The organism is Cupriavidus sp. a3, from assembly GCF_051015765.1.
GTDB lineage: Bacteria > Pseudomonadota > Gammaproteobacteria > Burkholderiales > Burkholderiaceae > Cupriavidus > Cupriavidus oxalaticus_A.
On the sequence record NZ_CP170645.1, the window covers coordinates 296,886 to 311,316 of the forward strand.

The 14,431-nt window shown below is 60.4% G+C and carries 16 protein-coding genes; 10 read left to right on the forward strand and 6 right to left on the reverse strand.

Features of this window, described 5'->3' with window-relative positions; all coding sequences use genetic code 11:
- Window positions 1-2 precede the first annotated feature (2 nt).
- On the reverse strand, window positions 3-1,169 hold the full coding sequence (locus ACAD63_RS34215) for a hypothetical protein (protein WP_434034707.1): 1,167 nt from the start codon (window positions 1,167-1,169) through the stop codon (window positions 3-5).
- 871 nt (window positions 1,170-2,040) lie between these two features.
- On the opposite strand from ACAD63_RS34215, the gene ACAD63_RS34220 reads away from it, so the two are divergent.
- The 6 genes from ACAD63_RS34220 (at window position 2,041) to ACAD63_RS34245 (ending at window position 5,853) form a co-directional block, all read left to right on the forward strand.
- Window positions 2,041-2,349: a hypothetical protein gene (locus ACAD63_RS34220; protein ID WP_434034708.1), complete on the forward strand. Its 309-nt coding sequence runs from the start codon at window positions 2,041-2,043 to the stop codon at window positions 2,347-2,349.
- Between the two features lie 102 nt (window positions 2,350-2,451).
- Window positions 2,452-2,880, forward strand: a complete 429-nt coding sequence (locus ACAD63_RS34225) for a hypothetical protein (RefSeq protein ID WP_434034709.1) — start codon at window positions 2,452-2,454, stop codon at window positions 2,878-2,880.
- Between the two features lie 4 nt (window positions 2,881-2,884).
- On the forward strand, window positions 2,885-3,667 hold the full coding sequence (locus ACAD63_RS34230; protein WP_434034710.1) for a hypothetical protein: 783 nt from the start codon (window positions 2,885-2,887) through the stop codon (window positions 3,665-3,667).
- Between the two features lie 12 nt (window positions 3,668-3,679).
- The gene (locus ACAD63_RS34235; protein ID WP_434034711.1) at window positions 3,680-4,246 is read left to right on the forward strand and encodes a single-stranded DNA-binding protein; all 567 of its coding nucleotides are present in this window, start codon (window positions 3,680-3,682) and stop codon (window positions 4,244-4,246) included.
- Between the two features lie 224 nt (window positions 4,247-4,470).
- A complete protein-coding gene (locus ACAD63_RS34240; RefSeq protein WP_434035080.1) occupies window positions 4,471-5,547 on the forward strand; it encodes a primase-helicase zinc-binding domain-containing protein in 1,077 nt (358 codons plus the stop codon).
- 99 nt (window positions 5,548-5,646) lie between these two features.
- Entirely contained in the window at window positions 5,647-5,853 is a 207-nt protein-coding gene (locus ACAD63_RS34245) for a hypothetical protein (protein ID WP_434034712.1), read from the forward strand.
- 72 nt (window positions 5,854-5,925) lie between these two features.
- Here the strand turns inward: ACAD63_RS34245 and ACAD63_RS34250 are convergent, their stop codons facing one another.
- Together ACAD63_RS34250 and ACAD63_RS34255 are read right to left on the reverse strand one after the other, a co-directional pair.
- Window positions 5,926-6,057: a hypothetical protein gene (locus tag ACAD63_RS34250; RefSeq protein WP_434034713.1), complete on the reverse strand. Its 132-nt coding sequence runs from the start codon at window positions 6,055-6,057 to the stop codon at window positions 5,926-5,928.
- A gap of 548 nt (window positions 6,058-6,605) precedes the next feature.
- Window positions 6,606-7,604, reverse strand: coding sequence for a PRTRC system protein D (locus ACAD63_RS34255; RefSeq protein WP_434034714.1), 999 nt, complete (start codon window positions 7,602-7,604; stop codon window positions 6,606-6,608).
- 1,036 nt (window positions 7,605-8,640) lie between these two features.
- On the opposite strand from ACAD63_RS34255, the gene ACAD63_RS34260 reads away from it, so the two are divergent.
- From ACAD63_RS34260 to ACAD63_RS34270, 3 genes are all read left to right on the forward strand, one after another.
- The gene (locus ACAD63_RS34260) at window positions 8,641-9,780 is read left to right on the forward strand and encodes an integrase domain-containing protein (protein ID WP_434034715.1); all 1,140 of its coding nucleotides are present in this window, start codon (window positions 8,641-8,643) and stop codon (window positions 9,778-9,780) included.
- Between the two features lie 15 nt (window positions 9,781-9,795).
- Window positions 9,796-10,431: a hypothetical protein gene (locus tag ACAD63_RS34265; protein WP_434034716.1), complete on the forward strand. Its 636-nt coding sequence runs from the start codon at window positions 9,796-9,798 to the stop codon at window positions 10,429-10,431.
- Window positions 10,432-10,543: 112 nt separating this feature from the next.
- Window positions 10,544-10,822, forward strand: coding sequence for an HU family DNA-binding protein (locus ACAD63_RS34270; protein ID WP_434034717.1), 279 nt, complete (start codon window positions 10,544-10,546; stop codon window positions 10,820-10,822).
- Window positions 10,823-10,926: 104 nt separating this feature from the next.
- Here the strand turns inward: ACAD63_RS34270 and ACAD63_RS34275 are convergent, their stop codons facing one another.
- Genes ACAD63_RS34275 through ACAD63_RS34285 form a run of 3 tightly spaced genes read right to left on the reverse strand, consistent with a single transcriptional unit; the run spans window position 10,927 to window position 13,061 of the window.
- A complete protein-coding gene (locus ACAD63_RS34275) occupies window positions 10,927-11,820 on the reverse strand; it encodes a DNA/RNA non-specific endonuclease (RefSeq protein ID WP_434034718.1) in 894 nt (297 codons plus the stop codon).
- Window positions 11,821-11,873: 53 nt separating this feature from the next.
- Window positions 11,874-12,464 carry a hypothetical protein gene (locus ACAD63_RS34280; RefSeq protein ID WP_434034719.1) on the reverse strand — a complete coding sequence of 197 codons (591 nt, stop codon included), beginning with the start codon at window positions 12,462-12,464 and terminating at the stop codon, window positions 11,874-11,876.
- A 60-nt stretch (window positions 12,465-12,524) separates the two neighbouring features.
- Window positions 12,525-13,061 carry a hypothetical protein gene (locus ACAD63_RS34285; protein ID WP_434034720.1) on the reverse strand — a complete coding sequence of 179 codons (537 nt, stop codon included), beginning with the start codon at window positions 13,059-13,061 and terminating at the stop codon, window positions 12,525-12,527.
- Between ACAD63_RS34285 and ACAD63_RS34290 the strand changes: the two genes are divergently transcribed.
- The gene (locus tag ACAD63_RS34290; protein WP_151070526.1) at window positions 13,060-14,382 is read left to right on the forward strand and encodes an IS110 family transposase; all 1,323 of its coding nucleotides are present in this window, start codon (window positions 13,060-13,062) and stop codon (window positions 14,380-14,382) included. The two genes, ACAD63_RS34285 and ACAD63_RS34290, sit on opposite strands and share 2 nt — an antisense overlap.
- The last annotated feature ends 49 nt before the right edge of the window (window positions 14,383-14,431 follow it).

The following is a 14,431-nucleotide window of genomic DNA, read 5'->3' on the forward strand; positions in this document are numbered from 1 at the left end:
CGTCAAGCTCCGGTGATAGCGATCAGTTCGTTGTGGAATGCCTCCGCACTGCGGCGCAAGGACAACAGCGCAGCGCCGTGTTCCTTCACCTTGATTGACTTGACGGAGCTCCGAAGCTTGGCAAGCGCATCATCGAGATCGGCCTTCAAGCCATCGATGCGCAGCGCCAGGCTTCTTGAGTCAGCCTCCTTTGCCTCGTGTTGTTCAAGTTCGGCGTTGACCTCTGCCAGGCGTCGTTCAGCTTCCTTGACTTGCAACTTGGTGGCGTCGAGCTTGCTGCTCTCACCGATGATGGCGTCGGAGAGGTCCTTGTACTCAGCGGGAACGACTTCGACCTTTACCTCCCTCACTACCTCTCGGATCTTCGAATCGGCCAATGCCTTCTGCAAGGTTTGTCGCTCTTCGTTCAATCTGGTGATGGAGAGCTGCAGGCTTTCCATGGCGTGCTGCTGGGACGTGAGTGCGCCAGAAGTGCGATCCAGTTGCTCCTTCTGCGCAGCATTCAGCGCGTCTGCAGAGTTCATCTGCTCACGCATGTGACGCATCTGGGCTTCGAGATCACGCTGGCGCTCCAAACTCTCGTTCAGTTGCTCTTCCGCGGCTTCCAGCGTGGCCATGACGTGATTGAGGTCCTGATGCGTGCGTCGAGACCACTCGATATATGGCAGGATCTCCTTGCGTGAATAGGATTCATCGTTCTTGCGCGCGTCGATGAACCGCTGTACTTCCTCGTTGGTGATGTCCGAACGCTTGAGGATCGTCAGCTCGCCAAGGTTCAGAAACGTCAAGGCGTCGTGGTTCTCCGAGAAGTGATGAAATGCCTGCAGATACTTGATGACAGAGGCGCGTGAAATGTGCATGCCCCTGACGGCGATGGCGTAGAGACTGTCATCGGCTTCCTCGCGGGCGCGCGGCGTGTCGCCCAGTCGCTTTTGCACGCACGTCAGGATGGAGTGGTAGATCTGGAATAGCCGAGACCCGATGGCGGTATGTTCGGCCAGGATGCGTTTCCGGGAGAGTTCGATCTCCTGCGCTGCCTGCACGATGCGCCCGATGGCACCGGCGTCGATATATTGACCCAGCTGCTGGGTCACCAGTTCGCGCAAAGCGTTCGGCGACTTTGGATCGACCAGATTGAATTCGCGACTTTCTTCTTCTTTCTTCTTCATTGTTTGCCCCTACGGAATTGTGTTGTGGCCCCCGGTGATCGCGGCAGCCACTTCAACTTACACGGTAGAAGCACATGTCAAGCAGACAACGGATGCAGCGATCTTGGGGCGGAAGCATATGCCGATGTCGAGCACTTAACGGAACCGAAAGCTATGGAAAAACAGGACGCTTTCGAAAGTCAAGTTCGAATCAGTTGTGCTTCGCTATGCTTTTTATCGACTTGCATAATCCGAATTGAAGGTATCACCCCCTTCAGTTGGGGATGGTTGCATAGACAAGTGCACCCTGCGGCCGGACACCAACGCGCGCCGGCCAGCGCGAGGCTGGCCCCAAGCCGGCTGCAACCCTTCTCTCGGGAGCGTGCACCAAAGCTGCTTACCGATGCCTTACAGGAGAGCAGATACAGCCTTCGCCAAATCCCTCGTCGTACTGACGGCAGGGCTCTATGTCGATCGGGAAGCGCGGCAATCCCCATCCCTCAGCAATCGTTCCGGAAGGAACATGTTCCTTCAGAAAACACGAATACTCTGGATTTGGCCTTGCGATTCGATTCAATAAACGCGGCATCAGCGCGCTGCTTGTCATGACTTGACTAGCCGTGTAGAGTGCAGACACCTCTAGCGTCTTCGACGCATCGACTTGGCGGCCAGTTTGCACTGGCATTCCGCTCGGGCTACACGGGCCCGCTTGGCGGTCCCGCCGCGACTCCATTTCTTTCCGCACGCGAGCAGCGTTCTTTCGACATGCAAGGCATGTCGCAAGCGCGTTGCTGTATTTAACGCGCCGCATTGGATTCCTTGCTCTTCCGAGCATCGAATAATCGCCTGGCATCCGCCAGGAAATCCCTTTGACAGTTTCTCGTGAGAAACCATGGAATCCTTTGCCAATAACCTGATCAAGCGCCCGCTCAAGCTCTTCGCCTTCTGCATGGCGCTGTATCTGGCGTCTCAGTCTTTCATCGTCGGTGTGTTTGTTGCTGCAGTCGCGTTCTTCTATTTGAAGGAGAAGGCGCTGCAGTGGAGCCGCGCTGTACCGGCCGCGCCGAAGGTCTCGATGCCGGATGACAACTCCACGACGATGCCTTCGCATGACCAACCCGCGGAGCCTACCGAGCGGAAGTACGAGCGCTCGGCAGTGGTGACGCCAATCCGTCGTACGGGAACGCACGATCGTTCCTAGTCTTCTTGCCGCCCAGATCTCCTGGGCGGCCCTATTCCACCTGTCACGGGTACCCGATACCCGCCGGCAGGTGGGTCTCCAGGTGCCTGTCCGGAGACCATCATGGAAACAACCACAGCGGGATGGCAGCTGGACTTTTTTGGTGAAGCCGCCGCCATCGTTCGCCCCCCTCCCAAGGTCGACCCATTACCGGACCCTTCGCTTTGGAGCGCGTCTGTACGAGAAGGGATGGTCGATGCCCTGATCAGCCTGGCCTGTGACAGTCGCCGTGGCGACAACATGCCGGAATCGCTGATCGACTGCGCCGAGCTGCTGCGCGCCCGTATCAGGAACAAGCCGCTGGAACTGGAGGATTACTCCATGACTTTAGGCTGGATCTTCGGATACTGGGATGGAGCGCTTCCCTATACCTATGTCTGCGCGGTCTCCGGCGTCAGCCCGGAAGTCTTGCAAGACGTCATTCTCAACAATGCCCGCCTGCGAGCCGATCTCGATGGAGTGAAGCGTATGTGCTGCGGGTCTCTTCTTTGAAACCATGACACTGTTCCAAGTCATCAAGCAAGCCGCTGCCGCCTTCATGGGCAAGCCGCCTTCCCGCGCTCAGCGCAAAGATGAAGTTCCAGTGGGTACCGGCGCGGACAACGAGTTCCAAATCCCGATCAATGGTGTACCCAACCTGTTTCGTGACGAAGGCGACCATGTCGTTCACTTCGTTGCCGTCTTTGATAGCCAGATTCAGCATACGGCCTACGGGGACAAAGTCCTGCCGGAAGTCGTTCCGCGCTGGAATAAGCTCGGCCGGCATTCTGGCGATGGCGTGACGCCGCAGTCCGTCGCCGAATCCGTCATGCGCCAAGCGAAGGAGCGCCAGCCTGTGGCTGCCCCTGCAGTGCGGGAGCACTCGGCCAAGTCGCGGCAATCAGGACTCGCTGACCGTCAGCCGCATCGCACACCGGCCAAGTCGGCGGAGGCCCGTTACGAAGGACATGCCTCCGGATCCAACTACACGGTCGGAACTCTGATCGAGTGGGGCGAAATGGAATTCCCGAATCGCAAGCCTGGCGGCGAGGCGACGTACACATCCTTCGCGGTCAAGCTGGATACCAAGGCCGGCGAGAAGACGCTGCAAGGTGAGGGTCTGAAAGACGCCTTGGCCGACGCAGCGTGCAAGATCGGCGACCGCGTAGGCATTAAGCGCTTGCACAAGGAGAAGGTTCCCGCCTTCCACCATCGGACGGGTCGCCCAATTCTGGACCCTGCCACCGGTGAACAGAAGCTTTGGGACCGATGGGTCTGGCAAGTGAACCGTATTCATTGACAAGGAAACAATATGGCGTCCGTTAATAAAGTGATTCTCGTCGGCAACCTCGGAGCTGACCCCGAAGTCCGGTACATGCCCAGCGGCGACGCTGTGGCCAACCTTCGCATCGCTACCACCGATCGGTACAAGGACAAGCAGAGTGGCGAGATGAAGGAAGCCACTGAGTGGCACCGTGTCTCGATGTTCGGAAAGCTGGCAGAGATTGCTGGCCAGTACCTCCGCAAGGGTTCGTCGGTCTACATCGAAGGGCGCATCCGCACCCGCAAGTGGCAGGACCAGTCTGGCCAGGACAAGTACAGCACCGAGATCGTCGCCGATCAAATGCAAATGCTCGGCAGTCGCGGTGGTGCCAACGACGGCGACAGCGATGGTGGTACGGATCGCGCAGTCTCGCAGCAAAGTCCCGCCGGCGCACAGCGCTCCGTTCCAGCAGGGCAGCGCCAACCACCTGCGCGTCGACAGTCCGCACAGGCGCCGTCGAATGGCTTCGGCGATTTCGACGACGACATCCCCTTCCGCCATCCGGCAGCGCTCGATGGAATCCCGTTCCGCTATGACGGCGCGCCGATGCATTGACGTATAGCTGGTCGCAGTACCGTCTTAACTGCTGCTACCGGGTCCACCGGTAGCAGCAGTCACTCTTCTCCAGGCCGCCCGGTCATTCCCCTTCGTTTCTCTCTTCCGCAAAACGCGATGCTGAAAAGACCTTCTGGCTTCTGCCGGGATGTCTTTTGAGCAAGTGTTCCTTCGCCTGTCACAGGCATCGACAAACCTACTCCGCCTGGAGTCATCCCATGAAAATGAAAGACCTTAGTGAAATTGTTGCAAGCTGGTCGTCCGATCAATGGGACGCCCTAGTGGAGCAGTACTTGCCTGCGTCAGCCCTTACCGATGCGTTCTGGCGTGGCCGCCCGGGACCGTGTCCGATGTGTGGTGGGCGTGATCGATTCACCTACACCCGCAAGCGGAATCGCGGCGACTGGGTATGCCGCAAGTGCAACGACGGCAGCCCTGCTGGTGGCGACGGTCTTGAGCTTGTCCGGCGGTACACCGGCATGTCTTACTTGGAGCTGAAGTGCCTGCTGAACGGCCAGTGCATGGACCCGGTTCAGGTGTCATCTCATCGGCCTCGGCCGTCCTTAAGGGAGACCAAGAGTTCTGCAGAGCTGCTGCGTTGCGTGATGAAGCAAGTCAGTACATCGAAGCCGCTGACGGCGGGTGATCATGGCATGCGCTACCTTGCTACCCGTGTTCCTGGCCTGTGCGCGCCATTGCCGCAGGGATTGCGGCTGGCCACGCAGGAGTACTGGCATGAGAAAGAGATCGTAGGTCGGTATCCAACGATCGTCGCTGAGTACCGTCTACCAGACGGAAGGATCGCGACCGTTCACCGGACTTCGCTGGATCCCCATAAGCCTGAGAAGGCACGGGTCATCTCGAAGGACGGCGAGATCTTGCCCTCGAAGCGAAACTACCTGACAGCGTTGCCGCTCGATGGGGGAGCAGTGCGGCTGATGTCACCCCGTAACGGGGAGATCGGCGTCGCCGAGGGCCTCGAGAGCGCGTATGCCGCATATATGCTGTTCCGCGTGCCGACCTGGTTCTGTCTGAACCGTGTCGAGCTGAGCAGGTTCGTGGTTCCAGATGGCTTGGGCATCCATACCGTGCACATCTTTGCGGACTTCGACAAGGTCGATGTGAAGACTGGCAAGTCCCCCGGGATGGCCGACGCACTGACGCTGCAGAAGCGGCTGCGCGCCGCTGGCTTTACTGTTGTGCTGCATCGCCCGAAGGTCCGTGGCACGGACTTTTGCGATCAGTGGCGAACGGAGTACCAACTTCGCCAGATGTCCCAACAGGCTGCCGTCGCAGCCTGACTTTCCGCCACCGTCTGGTGGTATCACTTTAACCTCTGCCCTGTGGGTCCGACCCACAGGGGCGGAGTCCCCGCGTGGCAGGTCTCTCTGGAGAATGCAATGCCGCAAAAGGGTTTCACCATGATCGTCAACAAGCTGCACATCCACGCCATGCGCAGCACGCCATACCGTGACGTGCAGGCTTGTCAGTCGGAGGCCCAGTTCTTTCACATTTACCGACGTGACGAATCTGGAAGGATGGTGTTCGTAGAACGCAGCCTGTCTCTGGACTCCGCATTGGAATACTGCTTGCCGACGCTGCACTGAGCCGGCCTCCCATTAACGACAAAGCCCAGCAAACTGCTGGGCTTTTTTCGTTTGTGGCGCGTTGCTGGCTGGTCAGCCTGCCTTACGCGCCTTGACGCCGCGATAGCATGACACTACTCCCTCGATGACGCAATAGCAGATCACGACTGCGAAGACAAATCGGTTGATGTCGTGGTTGGTCGAAAGATAGTCGAAGAATTGCATGAGAAGGCTTCCTTTGTCTGGTCGGATGATTCTAGATTGCCATGGATTCAGGGGAATCAAGCTCTCAGATTCATTCAAAGAATCTCGACATAGCGGAATTCACCGCATTCAGATCGAGATTCCCTGCGGGGCGGACCGTTTGATCTCCGGATTCCCGGCGGACACTGTCGCTGACCGATGCCGGAGAGAATTCCGCTTTCGAGCTCATGGCAACGGGGTCGACTGGCCGGTCCTCAGTGCCAGCAGCCGCCGCGGGGCCCACAAAGGGCGGAGCTGGCCCCTGAACAGGTGGCGCAACCGGAGCCGCGGCGGGGGCCGAAGTTCGGTCGGGCCGGTACATGAGCGCTGCGAAGATCCCGCCGGCGGGCGGTTGCACTGCTGCACCGCTAGCCGCCGAAAGGATCGCTTCCGCCCCCAACTCCGCCAGGCGACGGAGGACCTCCGCCCGCAGACGGGGATCACTGATCTCGGCGAGTTGTTCGCAAAGCCGCGGTGTCGTCAGCGGGCTGAGGGCAACTTTGATCGCGAGCTTTTCCATAGCCGGTTACTCAGCCGCGAGCTTGACGCGCGCTGCCGATGTCGAAGAAGCCACGGACGTTCGCGTAGCATGGGGATTCCATGGCGACGATGTGCGAGCGCGGGAAGGCGGCGCGGATGGCGCCGGAGTATAGGGCGCTACCGCCACCGGTCAGGACGATCGCCGCGATATCTTCCGTGCGGCCCACCCGGGTCTGCATCTCCTTCACAGCCATTTGGCACTGGGCCTTGGCGACTTCGAAGTACGGCCGTAGGTCAACCATCTTGTTGTAGTAGCGCATAAGCTTGCCCTCGCGAAGCGACTTGTCGATGCGCTCGATGTCTCCGGTCGGCTCGCCGCCTTCGTCGGCGGAAAGAAGCGTGGCCACCTGCTTGTAGATCCGAGAGGAGCCACCTGGTACACCGCCGCTTCGGGTGTCGTCCATCATGTAGCCGCGAGCGACAACCCAGTCGGTCGTGAAGTAGCCGACATCCACGATCAGGCAATTGTCGTCGGGGTCCAACTCCTTCCCCGACTGGCGCATGAAGGTCACCAGCGAGCCGAGGGGTTGGGGAAGCGCGACGACGCGCTTGATCGTGACGTCGCCGGCGCCGACGTCATGGGCGCCGGTGAATCGCTCTTGCAGGACGCCGGAATACTTCTGCAGCGTATGGACGGGAAGGCCGAGGATGAGTTGGCCAACGTCCCTGGCCTGGGAATAGTGAAGCGCACCAAACAGCAGGGCCGCATACTCCGGCGTGGTGACGAAATCTTCCGACAACGTGCGACCGTTGTTGCCATAGGCCGAGGTGATCGAGACGTCTGGACCCACCTCGTATTCGGCACCATCGACAGTCACATGAACGACATCGCGAGCCTGGAAGTAGCCACCGCCGTGGCTGGCAAGACTCGATGCCGATCGCGTGGGGGCCAGCGACGGAAACATGCGGGTCGCAACATCTGCGCCGAGGGGGAAGGCAAATTTGGTGTTCCCGTAGCCGACATCAACCGCAATGGTATTGGTGCTCATTTGAAGCTCTCCTTGGACATGTTGAACGTTGTCGAAGCGCGTTGGAGTTAGATATCTGTTAGACGTCTGACAGCACCGGGTAATCTAGTGGCACCAAGTGTAAGCAAGTGACACCAAGTGCGTGATGTCAGCTATCACCTGGTGATACCTGCTGATATCTACTGACCCGCATCTAACACCTGCTCTCCGATCTCTCTCTCGAATCTACTCCGCGCCGCGCGAAGTCAAGTTTTCGAAAGCTCGCGAAATTGGTGGCGATTTCGTTGCGACGGCTCGGAGCTTTGGTTTATGCTTGGCATACCTTCAGCGTCCCCGACGCATCGACCTCGCCACCAGTGAGTGGCAAATCAGCACCCGAGTCCGTCTCAAGATTGACCCCGGGCGCCTGTCTGTCCAAGCCGCACAATGTCGCGGCATTTTTTTCAATCGGCTCAAGTAGATACTGGCCCACACTGAGGACCCCGGACACCGCGATACCAATTGGCTTTGCGGGCGGTTTTGGGAAATTGGTCAAAATGAGGACATGTGCAGACCGGACACCGGACACCTGCGCAGCCTCCATCCATTCCACTTGCCCAGCTGCGAAACGCGGGGTAGGCGAACGCTGGAACCCGATACACCGCGGTTCAGATGTCGCTACCTGACGGGCAGGACGTAGGTTGAGACCACTCAACCGGACGATCCACCACCTATCGAACGGCGTGCGCGGCCGTCACCAAACAGCGCAACAAGAGTTACGCGGGCGGCGTAGCGGGGTGCTTGCACCGAGCTGCGTTCATGCTGGAGAGCGGTTCCTCCAGCAACCGGGTAGCCCGGCGGGCCGGTTTGCGCGTGAGCGCGACCACTCAGTCGGGACAGTCATGCACGTTCTTCCACGTGAGGGCTGACCAGCCAATGGAATCGCTAACGGATACGGAAGAGCAGGACCATGGCCGATGGCTAAACGGCACGATCGACGGGGCGGGGGCAAGCGGTGTTACGGGGAACACCCGGGCCGCCCGGACCGTCGGGACTGGATAGACAAACGAGGTAGCAGATGCGGCAAGACGCGGTCTTTGACATACGCGGGCTGTTGGCCAAGTACGAGCTTCCGACGCGCATGAAGGCGGAACTGGATGCGGTGTTGGCGGACAATCTGAAGAGGATCCTCAGCCAGACTCGGGTGAGTCTCAAGCGTGCGTCACTCAAGACGCAGGAGCGACGCATGTACACAGTATGTCGCGCATTCGTGGAACTGCGCGAGCAAGGGTTCATGATCGAGAGCCCCCATTCTCTTCGCCACAAGCATATCCAGGCGCTGGTAGACAGGTGGGTAGCGGAAGGCCAGGTCGGCGGCACGATCGAGAACAAGCTGAGCCATCTGAAGGCGTTCTGCCAATGGCTTGGCAAGCACGACCTCATTCGTTCGCTTGGCCAGTATGTAGATAGAGAGGCGCACGGACTTGTGCGGTCCTACGTCACGACAACGGATAAGTCATGGGAGGGCAACGGCGTTGACCCTAGGATGCTGATCGCGGAGATTGCCAAGACGGATAAGCACGTGGCGGTGCAGTTGAAACTGCAGGCGGCGTTCGGGCTGAGGGTAGAGGAGAGCTGGTCGCTCAAGATCGCCACGGCACTGAAGAACCTGGACACCCTTCGGGTGGTAGACGGGACGAAGGGAGGGCGTAAGCGGGAAGTCCCCATCCGATTGCAGTTAGATGTGCTGGGGGAAGCCGCTCGCCTGATTGATCCCGTCAGCGGGTCAACCACGCCCGCGAGCTACTCAATCAAGCGCTGGCGTAGTCGCTACAACGCCGTGCTGCGCAAGCATGGGGTCTACAAAAAGGGGCTAGGAGTGACCAGCCACGGCTTGCGTCACGGATGGGCGCATCAGTTGTACGAGGAGATCGCAGGCTCGCCCGCACCGGTCAAGGGAGGCACGCCAACTGATCTGGAAGTTCACCGCCAAGCGATTCAGGCTGTTGTGCTTGCTGCAGGGCACAGTAAGGTCACCAAGAGTGGAGCGTACCTTTCGACGTTGTCGGCGATGGCAGCACAGGACAGGCCCAGCGTGTCACGGGAGGAAGCCGAAGCCGCGCTGCGTCGGCACCATGGAAACAAGAGCAAGGCGGCGGAGGAATTGGGCATTACTCGCCAAAGCCTCTATCGCCGGCTCAGCGGCGCGCAGGTCTAGATAGGAGCTTTCCCCATGCATGAGAACAAGCAATACACACAAGCAGAGTTGGCACAAATTTTCGCGGCGGGTCTCTCACCCGAATCGGTGGATCTCTGGCCTCGGGTCGAATTGCCGGAGGCAGTGGCGAAGGTCGCGAGAGCCGCGCTGGGCGAGGATCCGGATGATCCCCATGTGCAAGAAGACCTTGCCAATGCTGTTCGTCCTCGATGCGGCCTGCGCACTCCCTGGGGATGCATCGTGATCGAATTCTTGGCGGCCCAGTCTGATCTGGAGGTAATGGTCATCGTCGCGGGATACCTCGATCAGGATCCGTACCTCGAACTTCAGCATCTGCGCCGGGACGCAGAGGTGGTCGGACTATTTCTATCGGATGTTGCCGGTCCCATCCTGGAAGACTTGGCCAGTTCGCTGTTCGCGGATAGTGAACTGGAATGGCAGGACAATAGCGAGACCAACAAGCTATTTGAGTTGGTAGGATTCTTCCCGGCTGCCGACACTGGGGCGCTCGCGGAAGCGGGGCAACTGCTGGGAATGTGGTTGGGCGGAATGGACGTTCCTGAGGTGTTGCGGGTGTGCCAGCGGCCGGACTTCCTTTCGAGTATCGACGAGCGGTCCGGGCTTCCATTGTCTGTCGCCATCAGCAACTGAGCGCTTGAATCCACATTTTCCGGAAAGCTCGCCGTTTTGCACTGTCTTTCCGGAGATGGCCGGCCTGACCATCGTGGTCCAATCTTGATGCCAATTTTCAAGGAGAGCAGAAATGACGAAATCCGAACTGATCGACGCCATCACCGCAGGTGTGGATGGGCTGACTAAGAGCAAGGCTGAAAACGTGCTCAATGTGACGCTGACCGCGATCATGGAAGCCGTCGCCAAGGGCGAAGGCCTGAACCTGGTCGGCTTCGGGTCCTTCAGCAAGGGCGAGCGCGGCGAACGACTGGCGCGCAATCCCCGCACGGGCGAGGAGATCAAGGTGGAAGCTGCCAAGACCGTGAAGTTCAAAGCCGGGCAGCGTTTCCGAGAGGCGGTTAATCAGTAGCGATCAGCATCAAAAGCGGGTGTTCGCTTGCGAAAGGCACGTCTTTTGGCGTGCCTTTCGTCTTTTTGGAAGGAACATGTTCCTCCCGCGGTTTCAATGAACGGCTAACGTGCGTAGGCAAGGGCCAGCGACAAAATTGCGTTTGCGTCCCGGACCACGTGCTGGAGAGAATCCGGCGCCGACAAGGCCGCGGCGGCTTCACCGGAGGCAAGCCATGCGAATGCGACACGGCGCGCCGGCTTCTCGCCGGGGTGCGGCGTGGGCGGGGGCAGGTCCATCGCCTTGGTGTTCATGGTCTTTGAGAGTTCCGGAAACGGGTCGATCCCTGCAAAGTGCCGCAATTCTGCGATGCTAATCACGCTGTACGCGGGCGTCGCGTCGTTGCGAACGATGTAGACAGCAGCGCCAACGCCCGGCACGTAGATCGCTTTCCAGATGAAGTCTGGGACGCGCACGCGGCCCAGCATCCTGGGAACGCCGACGAATGCGGGCCCCGTCACCACCTGGATGGTGCCGTGCTGGCGGGCCAGCCTCCGTGTGGACGTCTCAATATGGCTCCAGGTGCGGCGGTTCGATACGCTGTCCTGCGGGATGACGTTGGCGAGGCTGAAGCTCTCCGCTTGCGATGCCTTGTCCGGGAAGTCGCCGCTCGGGGCGAGGTGCCCTCGATCGATGCCCGATCCGCGTCTGTAGTCGGTCAGCCTGGCGCGGTCGGCTTCGGGCAGTTGCTCCTCTTCGTAGAAGTCGCTGTCGCGTGGCAGCTTGCGCGCTGCATCGACGGCGTCCCGCGTGAGTCGCTCGGCAGACCACAGTGCCGTGCGTGTCTGGCTTGAGTAGAGCACGGCGTAGGCGCGGTAGCACAGCAGTTTCGTGCGGCCCGCCGGTTGAATTGTGGGTTGGCCTGCAGGCAGCAGTTGGGCACAGGCCTGGCCAGTGTGTGCGCTTGCAGTGAGGGATGCAAGTGCGAGAACAGCGGCGGCGATCAGCGGGCGGGTCATCAAGAGCCTCGTGGAAAATATCATGCTTTCATCTTGCCCGCCGCCGGGCAAAGTCAAGGCTGCCAGTGATTCGGCAGGCTGTCGATGGCCTTGCCGATGAACTCCTCCATGTCGAGGAGCGGCCAATCCTGATCCGCCAAGCCTTCCTCCGCCACTTCCGCGGCCAATGCCGGCACATGTTCGAAGCGCACCATCGGGGCACCGTCGATATGAATGATCTTCGCGCGCTGCAGCAGCTTCTGGTAGCGAGCGGCTTGCGAGAGAACGGTCTCAGGCGGGCCGACGTGCTTGAACTCGTAGTCCGGCTGGGCAAGGGCCGCTGCCATCGCAGCGAACTTCGGGCCGTTGGATTCCCAGTCGCTGGTTGTGGAGGCGAGCAGGTTGAGGAAATAGGGGAGGTCCGAGGAGGTCAGGGCACGCCGGGCCATCACGGAGATGGCTTCTTTGTCGGCCGGGCGAAGGTCGACGCGGCTGTTCCAGATGGCGCTGAGTCGCGGGAAGGCGGCGTCCCTATTCCTAGGATCGTTGTCGACCGGCGGCGTTGACATCCCGCATTCGTCGCACGCGATGACGGCCTGGAGCCGGCCGGCGACATAGGTGGGGGCGCCGTCGCAGTGGGCGCATTGGAGGAGGCCGCTTGGCATGGCAGAGGGTTCAGTGCTGAAAAATGCCGGAATTATGCCTGTCCGCGGCCGGAGTCTCGCTCAGGCGAGGTCAGAAGCTGTTTCGCTGGCAGCCAGATAGTCGGCTGTCGTGCTTAGGAAGGCTCTTCGATTTGCGGACTTGATACCCTGGAGGATTTCAGCGTGATCACGCAAGGCTGCGCCGATCTGCCAGAACTCATTGAGCCAATGGCCGGGCTCACCCATTGGACCGCCCATCTGGCCGGTGGCGATTGCGCCGCGGATAGCGAGGACGGTTTCTGGTTCCGGATACTCTCGGTCTTCCCTGTCTTGGAGATGCATTGCTATTGAGCTTCCCAAGCCCATGCCCATGCCTGTGCCCGGCGTTCGCGAAGAAACGACTATAAAGGGGAACGGCAGCGCCGAGATGACCGATAACCCATTGGTGCGAGCTCGCGGCGATTGGCCTCGCTGCTGGGTGAGCCCGTTATTGAGCCTGGTCCGGGAATCGTCGGCGACAGTGGTGAGCGCAGCGATGCGCATCCCGTTTGAGAGATCGAGTCGAAATCGACGCTTCCCATGGCGCTGCCGTTCACTGACGATCTTGAAGCAGGCCATGGCCATGCGCAAGCGAGAAGACGAGGTATTTCCCAACGCAGCGGGGATCGATGTCGGAGCATCGAGCCACTGGGTCGCCGTGCCCCGCCATGCGACTGACGACCCGGTGCGCGAATTCGGCGCGATGACTGACGACCTCAACGACATGGCCGACTGGCTGATTGCATGTGGCGTCGACACGGTGGCGCTGGAATCCACCGGGGTGTACTGGATCCCGGTGTACGAAGTGCTGGAGCAGCGCGGGCTGAAGGTCTGGCTGGTCGATGCACGGCAGATGAAATACGTGCCCGGACGCAAGAGCGATGTGCAGGACTGCCAATGGCTGCAAAGGCTGATGAGCCTGGGGTTGTTGCGCGCGGCCTGGCGCCCCGACAGCGAGGTGTGTGTGGTGCGCGCAGTGGCCCGCCAGCGCGAAGTGCTGCTCACCGAGCAGGCCAGTTGGGTGCAGCGCATACAAAAGGCACTGGTGCAGATGAACATCCAGCTCACCGAGGTGCTCACCGATGTGATGGGTATGACCGGACAGGCCATCATCCGCGCCATCGTGGCCGGCGAGCGCGATGCAAAGGTACTGGCGCGCCACCGTCACAGCCGCGTCAAGGCCAGCGCCGAGGAAGTCACCCGGGCGCTGACGGGTAACTGGCGCGAAGAGCATCTGTTTGTACTCGCCCAGGCGCTGGCTATGTACGACCACATTGCACGGCATCTGGCCGAGTGCGAGACGAAGCTGCAGGCGTTGCTGGGCAAGTTGGGCCAGTGCCAAATCGACTTGGGCAAAGTCCCCCGAGCCGGCAGCAAGCTGCGTGCCGAATTCGATGTCCGCCAGGTCATGGCCAACTGGGCGGGCGTGGACCTCACGCGCATCAATGGACTGGGCGCGACTGCCGTGCTGAAGATCCTCTCGGAGATCGGCACGGACCTCAGCCGCTTCGCCAATGTCAAGCACTTCTGTTCGTGGCTAGGCCTGTGCCCCGGCACCAAGATCAGCGGCGGCAAGGTGCTCGCCTCGGGCACCAAGCGCTCGGCGAACCGGGCGCGCCAGGCTTTGAAGATGGCCGCCATGAGCCTGTCGCACAGCGACTCGGCGCTCGGCGCGTTCTATCGCCGGCTGTGCGCCCGCATGGACAAACCGCGCGCCAATACCGCTGTCGCCCATAAACTCGCGCGGATGGTGTACTTCATGCTGACCCGCGGGGAAGCCTTCGTCGACCAGGGCCAGCAGCACTATGAAGAGCAGCAGCGCCAGCGCAGCATCGCCGCCCTCAGACGCCGCGCCGCGGCCCTCGGGTTTCAGGTCAATCCGATAGAGGTGGCCACATGAACACAGCCACCTTCACTCCTGTTTCTTGAGAATGGTAGAGTGCGCACGA

Coding starts and splice junctions, on each gene's coding strand:
- ACAD63_RS34215 (WP_434034707.1), bottom strand. CDS start 1,169: ATGAAGAAGAAAGAAGAAGAAAGTCGCGAATTCAATCTGGTCGATCCA.
- ACAD63_RS34220 (WP_434034708.1), top strand. CDS start 2,041: ATGGAATCCTTTGCCAATAACCTGATCAAGCGCCCGCTCAAGCTCTTC.
- ACAD63_RS34225 (WP_434034709.1), top strand. CDS start 2,452: ATGGAAACAACCACAGCGGGATGGCAGCTGGACTTTTTTGGTGAAGCC.
- ACAD63_RS34230 (WP_434034710.1), top strand. CDS start 2,885: ATGACACTGTTCCAAGTCATCAAGCAAGCCGCTGCCGCCTTCATGGGC.
- ACAD63_RS34235 (WP_434034711.1), top strand. CDS start 3,680: ATGGCGTCCGTTAATAAAGTGATTCTCGTCGGCAACCTCGGAGCTGAC.
- ACAD63_RS34240 (WP_434035080.1), top strand. CDS start 4,471: ATGAAAGACCTTAGTGAAATTGTTGCAAGCTGGTCGTCCGATCAATGG.
- ACAD63_RS34245 (WP_434034712.1), top strand. CDS start 5,647: ATGCCGCAAAAGGGTTTCACCATGATCGTCAACAAGCTGCACATCCAC.
- ACAD63_RS34250 (WP_434034713.1), bottom strand. CDS start 6,057: ATGCAATTCTTCGACTATCTTTCGACCAACCACGACATCAACCGATTT.
- ACAD63_RS34255 (WP_434034714.1), bottom strand. CDS start 7,604: ATGAGCACCAATACCATTGCGGTTGATGTCGGCTACGGGAACACCAAA.
- ACAD63_RS34260 (WP_434034715.1), top strand. CDS start 8,641: ATGCGGCAAGACGCGGTCTTTGACATACGCGGGCTGTTGGCCAAGTAC.
- ACAD63_RS34265 (WP_434034716.1), top strand. CDS start 9,796: ATGCATGAGAACAAGCAATACACACAAGCAGAGTTGGCACAAATTTTC.
- ACAD63_RS34270 (WP_434034717.1), top strand. CDS start 10,544: ATGACGAAATCCGAACTGATCGACGCCATCACCGCAGGTGTGGATGGG.
- ACAD63_RS34275 (WP_434034718.1), bottom strand. CDS start 11,820: ATGACCCGCCCGCTGATCGCCGCCGCTGTTCTCGCACTTGCATCCCTC.
- ACAD63_RS34280 (WP_434034719.1), bottom strand. CDS start 12,464: ATGCCAAGCGGCCTCCTCCAATGCGCCCACTGCGACGGCGCCCCCACC.
- ACAD63_RS34290 (WP_151070526.1), top strand. CDS start 13,060: ATGGCCATGCGCAAGCGAGAAGACGAGGTATTTCCCAACGCAGCGGGG.
- ACAD63_RS34285 (WP_434034720.1), bottom strand. CDS start 13,061: ATGGCCTGCTTCAAGATCGTCAGTGAACGGCAGCGCCATGGGAAGCGT.